General features: G+C 71.3%; 11 protein-coding genes. 4 read left to right on the top strand and 7 right to left on the bottom strand.

Annotated features, from left to right (window positions below):
• Positions 1-5 precede the first annotated feature (5 nt).
• The 3 genes from HNR30_RS09430 to HNR30_RS09420 are packed head-to-tail and all read right to left on the bottom strand — an operon-like array spanning position 6 to position 3,200.
• Positions 6-239 (bottom strand): phosphopantetheine-binding protein, encoded by a 234-nt coding sequence (locus tag HNR30_RS09430; protein ID WP_181609373.1) that lies wholly within the window; start codon positions 237-239, stop codon positions 6-8.
• Positions 233-1,720: a condensation domain-containing protein gene (locus tag HNR30_RS09425; protein WP_181609372.1), complete on the bottom strand. Its 1,488-nt coding sequence runs from the start codon at positions 1,718-1,720 to the stop codon at positions 233-235. The genes HNR30_RS09430 and HNR30_RS09425 overlap by 7 nt, the downstream gene beginning before the upstream one ends.
• A gap of 1 nt (position 1,721) precedes the next feature.
• Entirely contained in the window at positions 1,722-3,200 is a 1,479-nt protein-coding gene (locus HNR30_RS09420) for a class I adenylate-forming enzyme family protein (protein WP_181609371.1), read from the bottom strand.
• Between the two features lie 272 nt (positions 3,201-3,472).
• Here HNR30_RS09420 and HNR30_RS09415 point away from each other — a divergent pair, with 272 nt between their 5' ends.
• From HNR30_RS09415 to HNR30_RS09400, 4 genes are read left to right on the top strand one after another with little or no spacing between them, the layout of a single operon-like run.
• Positions 3,473-4,363, top strand: a complete 891-nt coding sequence (locus HNR30_RS09415; protein ID WP_181609370.1) for a thiamine pyrophosphate-dependent dehydrogenase E1 component subunit alpha — start codon at positions 3,473-3,475, stop codon at positions 4,361-4,363.
• Positions 4,360-5,412, top strand: a complete 1,053-nt coding sequence (locus HNR30_RS09410; protein ID WP_312894305.1) for an alpha-ketoacid dehydrogenase subunit beta — start codon at positions 4,360-4,362, stop codon at positions 5,410-5,412. Before HNR30_RS09415 ends, HNR30_RS09410 begins: the two co-directional genes overlap by 4 nt.
• Positions 5,409-6,458, top strand: coding sequence for a 2-oxo acid dehydrogenase subunit E2 (locus tag HNR30_RS09405; protein ID WP_181609369.1), 1,050 nt, complete (start codon positions 5,409-5,411; stop codon positions 6,456-6,458). Before HNR30_RS09410 ends, HNR30_RS09405 begins: the two co-directional genes overlap by 4 nt.
• A gap of 22 nt (positions 6,459-6,480) precedes the next feature.
• Complete coding sequence (locus HNR30_RS09400; RefSeq protein ID WP_181609368.1) at positions 6,481-7,341, top strand: aldose 1-epimerase family protein; 861 nt, start codon at positions 6,481-6,483, stop codon at positions 7,339-7,341.
• Here the strand turns inward: HNR30_RS09400 and HNR30_RS09395 are convergent.
• The 4 genes from HNR30_RS09395 to HNR30_RS09380 are packed head-to-tail and all read right to left on the bottom strand — an operon-like array spanning position 7,325 to position 11,053.
• Entirely contained in the window at positions 7,325-8,230 is a 906-nt protein-coding gene (locus HNR30_RS09395) for an ABC transporter ATP-binding protein (RefSeq protein WP_181609367.1), read from the bottom strand. The genes HNR30_RS09400 and HNR30_RS09395 overlap by 17 nt on opposite strands.
• Complete coding sequence (locus HNR30_RS09390) at positions 8,231-9,175, bottom strand: ABC transporter ATP-binding protein (RefSeq protein ID WP_181609366.1); 945 nt, start codon at positions 9,173-9,175, stop codon at positions 8,231-8,233.
• Position 9,176: 1 nt separating this feature from the next.
• Complete coding sequence (locus tag HNR30_RS09385) at positions 9,177-10,073, bottom strand: ABC transporter permease (RefSeq protein ID WP_181609365.1); 897 nt, start codon at positions 10,071-10,073, stop codon at positions 9,177-9,179.
• Positions 10,070-11,053 (bottom strand): ABC transporter permease, encoded by a 984-nt coding sequence (locus HNR30_RS09380; RefSeq protein ID WP_181609364.1) that lies wholly within the window; start codon positions 11,051-11,053, stop codon positions 10,070-10,072. Before HNR30_RS09380 ends, HNR30_RS09385 begins: the two co-directional genes overlap by 4 nt.
• Positions 11,054-11,118: the final 65 nt, after the last annotated feature.

The following is an 11,118-nucleotide window of genomic DNA, read 5'->3' as shown; positions in this document are numbered from 1 at the left end:
AGCGTTCATCGCCCGGCCGCCTCAAGGCTCGCCACCAGGCCGTCGAGCGTGTCCAGCCAGCCCGCCTCGGCATCCAGGTCCACCCCGTACTCCAGCTCGATCGCGTCCAGCAACCTGATGTAGACCAGCGAGGTCACCCCGAGCGCGGGCAGCGGGCAGTCCGCCGCCAGCACCTCGGCCGCCTCCAGCTCGCCGCCGCTGGCCTGGCTCACCAGCTCGGCGATCCGCTCCCTCAGCACCTCGTCCTCGCGATCTCCCCGGCGACGCCGGTGACGGTGGGGGTGTCGATGAACACCTCGAACGACAGCTCCTCGGCCAGGCGCTCCTTGACCAGGCCGATGATCGTGGTGACCGTCAGGGAGTGGCCTCCCAGGTCGAACAGGTCGTCGTCGGGCTGGATGTCGCCGACCTGGAGCGCCTCGCGGAAGATCTCCGTCACCTTCGCGACCAGCTCGGAGTCCACGGCGCCGTCCACTGCGCCGTCCGCGGGTCCGTCGAGTGCGGCAGGGGTCAGGCGGGCGGGCAGTGGCAGGGCGACGATCGGCAGGTCGGGGTCGGCCCGCAGGACGGCACGCAGACGCGCCGCCACCTCGTCCCCGCGCACTCCCGGCCCGGCGTGCAGCCGCGCCAGCTCGTCGACAACCTGGACGTGCAGGCTGCCCCGGATCCACCCGGTCGGCACCGCCCAGTCGACCTCGGCCTCGACGCCTGGGAAGACCGGCTCGGGCCGCCCTCGCTCGCGGAAGCTGACCGTCACCGGCTTCAACGCGCTCCTGGGCGAGATGCCGCCGACCGCCCGTGGCACGGGCACCTGCCGGTGGCGGTAGGCGGCACGCAGCTCCGCGCGCACCGCCGCCGCCGTCTCCCGGTAGGTGCCCTCGGGGGTGACGAACACGGGCAGCTCGTTGGCGTGGTGGCCGATGGCGTCGTCGGTCTCGGGGGTGCGGGTGGAGACGTCCACCGCCACGGCAGGACGGTCGTTGCCGTAGCCGTGCAGCACCAGGATCAGGGCCGTCACCAGTGCTTCGAAGCGGGTCACCTCCAGTGCCTGCGCGGCGTCGCGCAGGTCGCCGAGATCGAGGGTGACGGCGTCGGCCCGCGTGGGGCGCGGCGAGGAGCTGCCGTGGCCCGGCAGGAGGGTGGGGTCGTCGCGCCACCGGCTCTCCCAGAACCGCGCCGCCCGCTCCAGCCCACCCTCCGCTGCCGGGCGATCCGCCGCCAAGACCTCTGCCGGGACCTCTGCCGGGACCTCTGCCGGGGACTCTGCCTCGGGCGCCTCCGGCGGAGCGGCGGCGGCAGGCAGGTCCGCTCCGCCGTACGCCTGCGCCAGGTCGGCCAGCAGCAGATCCTTGGACACCCCGTCGAAGACCAGGTGGTGCGCCACCACCTGCAGCAGGTGGTCCTCCTCGCCACGCCGATACAGCGTGAAGCGCGCCAGCGGCCCCGACTCCACGTCGAACGGCTGGGCCGCCTCGTCATCCGGGTCGGCGTCCGGATCCTGGGCCAGGCGGATGGCCGGTCTGGCCGCGCCGTACAGGGCCCGGCCGTCGGGGAAGGCGGCGGTCAGCGCCGGATGGCGGGCCACCACGGCGGCGCAGGCCGCCAGAAGCGCGTCCGTGTCGAGGGGGCCAGCGAAGCGCACCCGGAGCGGCAGGTGGTGCACCGGTCCGCCGAGCCCGGCGCGTTCGGTCAGCCACATGCCGTGCTGGGCTGGGGTCATGTCAACTCCGAGACGAATCGAGGAGCTCGGGCAGGCGGCGTTTGAGCACCTTGCCCGAGGTGTTCTTGGGCAGGGACTCCAGGACGGCCACCCGTGCGGGCAGCTCGTGCGTGGCGATCCGGTCCATCAGGAAGGCGCGGATCGAGGTGGGCGACAGCGTCGCGTCCCGGCGCGGGACCACCGCGGCGGCCAGGACGGTGCCCAGGACGGGATGCGGCAGGCCGAAGACGGCGGCCTCCGCGATGTCGGGGTGTTCGTGCAGCGCGGACTCCACGTGCAGGGTGGAGACCTTGAACGCGCCGGACTTGACCACGTCGCTCTCGCGGTCGACGAGGTAGAGGTAGCCGTCGGCGTCGAGGCGGCCCAGGTCGCCCATGCGCACCCAGCCGTCGCGGAAGGTCGGCGAGGCGCCCTCGCCGAGGTAGGCGCGCGAGGCGGCCGCCGAACGCAGCCACACCTCGCCCACCTCGTCCGTCGCGGCGGGGGCCCCCTTCTCGGTCAGGATCCGCAGCGCGCTTCCCGCCGCGGGACGGCCCAGCGCCCCGGGCCTGGCCGGGTCGTACATCATGATCGTCTGGGCGGGGGCGGCCTCGGTCGAGGTGTAGTAGTTGACGATCGCCGCGTTCGGGAAGGCCTGCGCCAGGCGCCTGGCCACGGCGGGGGGCAGCGCCGCCGCCGCCGAGCCCAGCAGCCGCACGCCGGAGAAGTCGTAGCGCTCGTGCAGGCCCGCGTCGAGCAGTTCGATCGCCATCGAGGGGACCAGGAAGACCGTGCCGACCGGCCTGGTGCCGATCAGCCGGGCGAATCGGGCGGGGGTGAACCTCGCGGGGCTCAGGACGGCGGGGTGGGCGTCGAGCGCGTTGAACAGCATGAGCTGGGCGGCGTTCGTCCCGATGGGGAAGGCATGAAGGAGGATCTGGGAGTGTCCGAAACGGCGGCGTCGGGCACGAATCTCCGCGCCGTGGACGAGATTGGCGTGCGTCGCGACCACCCCTTTCGGACGGCCCGTGGTGCCGGAGGTGTAAAGGATCTGCGCTGGGTCGTCGCCGCGCATCGTGATCTCCGGCTCCGTGCCGTCTGCCGCGTCGGGCTCGATCTCCGTCAACGCGGCCGTCCACCACGGTCCCGGGGGCCGGCGCAGTCCTGCTGAGTGCAGCACCGCCACCGCCTCGCAGTGGCCCAGCATGTAGTCCAGCTCGGCCGGGGCCAGCCGGTCCGACAGCGGCACGGCCACGGCGCCGGCGAGCTGCGTACCGCAGTAGGCCACCGCGAACTCGGGCCAGTCCCGCTCGGAGAACTGCAGCCCCACCCGGTCCCCCGGCCGCACGCCTCGAAGGGCCAGCCGTACGGCGAGCGCGCGGGCGCGTTGGTTCCACTGGCCGTACGTGAGCGGCTCACGCCCCTCGACCAGCACGGCGTCGCCGGTGGGCGCCTCCTCGGCCCGCAGGCATAACAAATCAGGCAGGGACTTCACGGACATCGTTCCCCCAAAGGCAGCGCTGATGGGAGCGCTCCCAACGTCGGAGGCTAGGAATGTCGCTTGTTGAGTGTCAAGAATATTTCTCACGATCGACATAACGGATGGCCGAAATTCCGGCGTGTTCGGGGCGCAATACGGGGTCGAGTCAGGCAATTTGACCGGCACATCAAGACACGGGGTTGACATCTCGAATCCGCGCCTCCTACGCTCCAAATGTGGGAGCGCTCCCATCCGTTCCCGGGAGGTCCCGTGAGAGCATCTGGAGTCCCGTTATGACCGGCCTCGCCGAGGCGGTTCGCGGTCTCAGCACCGAGGATCTGCGCAGCCTGCTCCTCATCCGCCACTTCGAGCTGTCGCTGCTGCGGCTGTTCGAGGCCGGCCAGATCGGCGGCACCACGCACACCTGCCTGGGCCAGGAGTACATCCCCGTCGCCCTGTCGCCGCTGTTGCGCCCTGACGACTACGTCTTCAGCAACCACCGCGGCCACGGCCACCTGCTGGCCCGCTACGGCGACGCGCCAGGCCTGCTCGCGGAGATCATGGGCCGCGAGGGCGCGCTCTGCTCGGGCGTCGGCGGCAGCCAGCACATCTACCACCACCGGTTCCTGTCCACCGGCGTCCAGGGCGAGAGCCTGCCCGTGGCCGTCGGCACCGCGCTGCGGCTCAAGGGCACCGGGGCGCTGGCCTGCGTGCACGTGGGCGACGGCACCTGGGGCGAGGGCGCCGTCTACGAGGCGCTCAACATGGCGGCCCTGTGGCGCGTGCCCCTGCTGGTCGTCGTCGAGAACAACGGCATCGCCCAGTCCACCCCCACCCACCGGCACCTGGCCGGCACCATCGCGGCGCGCGCCGCCGCCTTCGACCTGCCGCACATCCGGCTGGCCACGACCGACATCGGCACGATCCGCGCCGAGCTCGCGCCCCTGGTAGCCGCCGTCCGGGAGGAGAGCTGCCCGATCGTCGTGGAGTTCGTCACCCACCGGCTCGGGCCGCACAGCAAGGGCGACGACACCCGCCCCGCCCAGGAGCTCGACGAGGCTCGCGCGGCCGACTGGTACCGGCACGCCGCGGGTGGCGATCTGGACCTGGAGATCCAGGCCCTGGTCGGCCGCATCGTGGCCGACGTCTCGGCCCGCCCGCTCTCGGTGTGGGAGCGCGCGTGACCGATGTCGCCGACGCCCGCCAGTCCGCGGCGCGGGAGGGCGCGGTGCAGGGGCCCGCGCCCCGGGTGGCCGAGCACCTCAACCGGGCGCTGCACGACCTCCTCGAGGCCGACCCCGACCTGCACGTCCTGGGCGAGGACATCACCGACCCGTACGGCGGAGCCTTCAAGATCACCAAGGGTCTCTCCACCCGTTTCGGCGACCGTGTCCGCTCCACCCCCATCAGCGAGGGCGCGATCACCGGCGTGGGCGCCGGGCTGGCGCTGGCGGGGGCCAAGGCGATCGTCGAGATCATGTTCGCCGACTTCGTGACGCTCGCCTTCGACCAGCTGGCCAACTTCGCCGCCAAGTCCACCGCGATGTACGGCAGGCCGGTCCCGGTCCCGCTGATCGTCCGCTGCCCCTCGGGCGGCAACCGGGGCTACGGCGCCACCCACAGCCAGAGCCCGCAGAAGCACTTCATCGGCATCCCCGGCCTGCGCGTGTACGAGCTGACGCCCTTCCACGACGCCACCCGCCTGCTGGCCGGGATGCTGGAGCAGGGCCTGCCGTGCCTGCTGTTCGAGGACAAGGTCCTCTACACCCGCAGGATGTTCGAGGCGGGCCCGCTCTTCCGCGTCGGCTTCGCCGGCCGCGGCGCGTATCCGGGCGACGAGGTGGCCCGCGTGAGCCTCGACGGGGGCGGCGAGCCCGACTGCACGCTGATCGTGCCGGGCGGGGTGGCCCACCGGGCCCTGGCGGCGGCCGAGGACCTGCTGATGGAGCACGAGGTGGTCTGCGAGATCCTGGTGCCCTCCCGGCTCCACCCCCTGCCAGAACTGCTCCCGGCCTCCAGGCACGTCGTGGTCGCCGAGGAGAGCACGGCGGGCGGCACCTGGGGCGCCGACGTCGCCGCGGCGCTCCACTCCCGGATGTGGCCGGCTCTGCGCAAGCCGGTCACGCTGGTCAGTTCGGCCGACAGTGTCATCCCCGCGGCGGCGCACCTGGAGCGCGAGGTCCTGCTGCAGCCCGGCGACATCCGCCGTGCCGTACTGGAGACCGTCACGTGACCGACATCCTGGTGCCCAAGCTCAACAGCAACGACACGGCCTATCTCGTGGTCGCCTGGCTGGCGGCCGACGGCCGCGCCGTACGGGCCGGAGAGGCCATCGTGGAGCTGGAGACCTCCAAGACGGTGGAGGAGCTCACGGCCGAGCACGACGGCGTGCTGAGGCATGCTCTGGCGGAGGGCGCCGAGTGCGCGCCCGGCCAGGTGATCGCCCGGCTGAGCCTCGGCGAGGAGCCCGCGCCGGGCGTCGCTTCCCCGGCCGCCGCCGAGGGCGAGCGGGCCGCCACGGTGGTCATCACCAGGCCCGCGCAGGCTCTCATGGCCGAGCGGGGCATCACGCTGGAGGAGGTCCACGCGCTCGGCAAGAAGGTCGTCACCACCGACGACCTGGACCCCGACCTGATCCACCTGTCGAGGACCCAGCGCCGGGTGGCGGCCGTGGTCGAGGAGTCCCACGCCGCCATTCCCGCCGCCTTCACCGCAATGCGCGTCGACGTGACCGACGCGCTGTCGCACGCCCGCGTCCTGTCCCGGCGCGACCGGGTCCTGATCGGCGTGCCCGAGCTGGTCGTCAAGGCGGCGGGAAGCCTGGTCGAGAAGTTCCCGCTGTGCTTCGCCACGCCGGTCAGCGGAAGGAGCGCGCGGCGCGCGGGCGCGGCCCACGTGGGGGTGACCGTGGACCTCGGCAACGGCATGTTCGTCCCCGTGCTGCGCGACGCCACCGGCCGCCCGACCGCCGAGCTGGCCGCCGACCTGGCGCGCTACCGCCGCACGGCACTGAACGGGACGTTCACCGAGGCGGACCTGAGCGGCGCCAACATCCTGCTGGCCCTGCACCCCGACGACGGCGTGATCCTGGCGACCCCCATCGTCTACCCGGGCCACACCTGCGCGCTGTCGCTGACGGCGCCGCGGCAGGAGACGGACGGACGGCGCGTGGTGACGCTGGGCCTGGCCTACGACCACCGTTTCCTCAACGGCAGGGACGCCGCCGCGTTCCTGGGTGCATTGGCCGCCGCGTTGCGGGCACCCATTACCCTGTCTTGACACATCTCGAAAGGACTCCCCAGTGCCTACCCTGCGTAGCGGCAGCCTGCTCGCCGACGTCTCGGCGCGCGGCGCTGCCGTTCGCGTGCTGCGTGACGGCGAGCGCGACCTGGTCACGAGCTGGCCGGCCGACGGCCCGATCCCCTACTACAGCGGCACGGTGCTGGCTCCCTGGCCCAACCGCGTGGCGGGCGCGCGTTACGTGTTCGACGGCGAGGAGCACCGGCTCCCGGTCAACGAGCCGGACCGCGGGCACGCCCTGCACGGCCTGGTCGCCGAGGCCGAGTGGACGGTCGCGGAGTTCCTCCAGGTCGAGGACGACCACGCCTTCGTACGGCTGACGCTCGCGCTGGAGCCCTCCCCCGGCTACCCCTTCAGCCTGGGGCTGGAGATCGTGCACCGCCTCGGCTCCGGCGGCCTGACGAGCACGCTGACCGCCCGCAACACCGGCGATCGCCCCGCGCCCTACGGCTGCGGCCCGCACCCGTGGCTGCTGTCGGACGTCGACGAGCTGCACCTTCCCGCCTCCCAGGTCCTGCTCGTCGACGAGGCGCTCGTGCCGCGCGAGCTGACCGGCGTCGAGACCACGCCGTACGACTTCAGGGAGCCGCGCAAGGTCGGCGACACCGCCATCGACCACGCGTTCACGGGCCTGTCCGAGGGCCGGGTGCGTCACGGCTGCGTCGAGATCGTGTGGGACGCCGCGGTCATGCCGTGGGTGCAGGTCTGCACCGGCACCGGGCTGGGGCACGCCGGCCTGGCCGTGGAGCCGATGACGTGCCCGCCCGACGCCTTCAACTCGGGCACCGGCCTGATCCGGCTCGCCCCGGGCCGGAGCCACGAGGCGAGCTGGACCATCCGGACGGTCAGCGCAGCGGGATGACGACCGCCTCGGCGGCGCGCGGGCATTCGTCCTGCTCGCCGCCGAAGGCGCAGCCGACGAAGTGGTCGGGCTCCACCCAGCCCTCGCCCGGCGCGTGGAACAGGCATTCCGCCTCGGGCTCCGGCTGCTCCTCCTCTTCCGACCACTTGCGGTGCAGCTGCGGCACGGAGGCCAGCAGGCGGCGCGTGTAGGGGTGGCGGGGGTCGCCGAAGACCCGGTCGGTGCGGCCCGTCTCGACCATCCGGCCCTTGTAGAGCACGACGGTGCGGTCGCTGACGTAGTTGCCCAGCGACAGGTCGTGGGTGATGAACAGGATGCCCAGACCGCGCTCGCGCAGCTCCCCGAGGAGGTTGAGCACGTCGATCCTCGTCGAGGCGTCGAGCATGCTGATGATCTCGTCGGCGACCAGGACCTTCAGCTCCAGCAGCAGGGCTCGGGCGATCAGCATGCGCTGCAGCTGGCCCCCGCTCAGCTGATGCGGATACTTGCCGAGCACGGCACCGGGGTCCAGGCGCACCGACCGCAGGGCCGCCTCGACCTTCTCGCGCCAGTCCTGCGACGGCAGGCCGAAGCCCTGCCGGACCATCTCGAAGACCCGGTCGGCCTTGAAGATCGGGTTGTAGGAGCTGAAGGGGTCCTGGAAGACGCCCTGGACGTGGCGGTAGTAGTCGGCCTCGGGAGTGCCGTCGAGCGTGATGGCGCCGGCGCTGGGGGGCAGCAGGCGCAGCACCATCTTGCCGATCGTGGACTTGCCGCTGCCGCTCTCCCCGATGAGCGAGACGACCTCGCCGGGGTTCACCTGGAAGCTCACGTCGTGGACGGCCCGCAGCTCCTGGCCGCCGAACGCCCCGATCCTGTAGGTCTTGCCGACCTTGTCGAGCTTGAGCATCTAGATCGCCTTCCAGCACGCGACGGAGTGTCCCTGCGCGATCTCCGTGAACGGCGGCTCGGTCTCGCACTTGTCGAAGGCGAGCGGGCAGCGGTCGCGGAAGCGGCAGCCCTTGGGCGGGTTCAGCAGCGACGGGGGGCTGCCGGGGATGCCCTGGAGCCTGCGCTCGGAGTAGCGCACGCCCACCTCGGGCAGGGAGTTGATAAGCGCCTGCGTGTAAGGATGGCGGGGCGCGTTGACGATGGTCTTGGCGGGTGCCTTCTCGGCGAGCTTCCCCGCGTACATGACCATGATCGTGTCGGCGATCTGGTAGACGAGCGACAGGTCGTGGGTGACCACGATCATGCTCTTGACCAGGTGGCGGTCGCGGAACTCCAGGAGGGTCTGCGCCACGGCGCGCTGGCTCGACACGTCGAGGGCGGAGGTGACCTCGTCGGCGATCAGGAGCGAGGGGTCGAGCAGGGTGGAGATGACCATGACGGTGCGCTGCTTCATGCCGCCCGACAGCTCGATCGGGTAGCGGTCGAGCACGTCGGTGCTCAGGCCGACCAGGTGCAGCCGCCGCTCCAGCTCCTTCCTGTCGAAGGGGGCTCCCCGCGACCGCAGCAGCTCCTCGATCATCCTGCCGATCTTGCGGGTGGGGTTGAGCGCGCTCATGGAGTACTGCGGGATGAGCGAGACCTCGAAGAAGCGGTGGGCGTTCATGCGCCGGTCGTCGGCGATCGGCAGCACCTGGCCGTCGAGCTCGACGCTCCCGCCGACGTGCTTCATGCGCTGGTCCAGGCGGATCAGGCTCTTGCCCAGCGTGGACTTCCCGCAGCCCGACTCCCCCGCCAGGCCCATGATCTCGCCGTCGGCCAGCGTGAAGCTGACGCCGTCGAGCGCCTTCACCTCGCCGCGCAGCGTCCGGTAGTAGACCCGCAGGTCATCGACCTTCAGCGTCACGTCACATCTCCCTGAGCTTGGGGTTGAAGACCTCGTCCAGCCCGACGTTGGCCACGTACATGGCGCCCACCAGGGCGGTGATCGCCGCTCCCGGCGGGACGAACCACCACCACAGGCCCAGCGGCAGGGCGCTGTTGACGCTCGCGTGCTGGAGCATCAGGCCCAGCGACACGCCCTCGGTCGGCCCCAGGCCGATGAAGTCGAGCGACGCGGCGGTCAGGATGGCGCCGCCGAACATCAGGATGAACATCATGACCAGGTAGGAGCTCATGTTCGGGGCGATCTCCCTGGCGATGATCCTCCCGGTGCCCGAGCCGCTGAGCCTGGCCAGGTCGACGAAGTCGCGCGAGCGCAGCGAGAAGGTCTGCGCCCGGATGGCGCGGGCGGCCCACGGCCACATGGTCAGGCCGATGAACAGCGCCTGGGCGGGGATGCTCCTGATGCCGAGGTAGGCGTTGACCACGATGAGGACCGCGAGCGAGGGCAGCACCAGCACCACGTTGGTGATCATGCTCAGCACCTCGTCGACCCAGCCGCCGCGGTATCCGGCCAGGAAGCCGACGACCATGCCGACGATCGCGGCGACGCCGCCGCCGAACAGCCCGACCATGAAGGCGTTGCGCACGCCGTACACGAACTGCGCGAAGATGTCCTGGCCGAACAGGGTCGTGCCGAACCAGAACTCCGACGACGGCGGCTCCATGCGAGGCCCGACGAAGTCGTAGGCCGAGCCCGAGCGGGCCAGCAGCGGGCCGAAAACGCCGATGCACAGGAACAGCAGGATGATCAGCGTGCCGATGACCAGCTTCTTGTTGCGGACCGCGAAGTGCAGCCAGTCGCGGCTGGGCCCGGACGCCGACTCGGCCTCGCGCGTGGTGATCTCTTGCAGCGCCGTCATGCCACACCGATCCTTGTCCGCGGGTCCACCAGCAGATAGACGACGTCGATGACGAAGTTGGCGATCAGCACGCCCACGACGATGAACAGGAAGACGCCCTGCAGGAGGAAGAAGTCGAGGTTCTGGATGGCGCGCAGGATGGTCAGGCCCAGGCCGGGATAGGCGAAGACGATCTCCGTGACCACCGCGCCCGCCACGATGACGCCCAGTTGCAGGGCCAGTCCGGTGATCTGCGGCAGCATCGCGTTGCGGAAGGCGTAGCGGCGGATCAGCCGGTTGGGGGCGCCGAGCGCGCCCAGGTAGTTCGAGTAGTCCGAGTCGAGCTCGTAGATGATCATGTTGCGCATGCCGATCGCCCAGCCGCCGAGCGCGACCAGGAAGAGCGAGAGGAACGGCAGCACCCAGTGCATGATCAGGTCCTGGATGAAGGGCCAGGTCAGCTCGGGCGTGCGGGAGAAGCTGTAGCCGCCGGCGAAGGGGAACCAGCCGGTCACCACGCCCAGCACCCAGGCCAGCAGCGCCGCGAGCCACATGTACGGCATGGCGGTCAGCAGGTAGCCGACGGGCAGGACCGCGCTGTCGAGCAGCTTGCGGCGGGCGGCGAAAGCGCCGAACCAGTTGCCCACCACCCAGCTCAGCAGGACCGCCGGGATCACCAGGGCCAGCGTGTACGGCAGAGCCGACAGGATCACGCTGCCCACCGGGGTCGGGAAGGCCCAGACGCTGATGCCGAAGTCCCCCTGCAGCAGCGAGCCCCAGAAGTTCAGGTACTGCTCCCAGATCGGCTTGTCCAGGCCGAACAGGTCGCTGTAGTAGACCCGCATCTGCTCGTAGGCCGCCGGATCGTTGACGGTGCGGCGGGCCAGCATGGTCGAGACGGGGTCACCCGGCATGAAGCGCGGGATCATCCAGTTGATGGTCACGGCGACGAAGAAGGTCAGCCCGTAGAGCAGGAGTTTCCTGCCGAAGTAGCGGCGCACGCGCGAGTCCTCCGTGGACTAATGGGAGGCCGCGGCCTGGAGCGGCCCCCCGTTAGAGAGCCCCC

The organism is Nonomuraea soli, assembly GCF_013761175.1.
GTDB classification, from domain to species: Bacteria; Actinomycetota; Actinomycetes; order Streptosporangiales; family Streptosporangiaceae; genus Nonomuraea; species Nonomuraea soli.
Note: the sequence above shows the minus strand (reverse complement) of the source record. Positions and strands in the feature narration are given on the sequence as shown.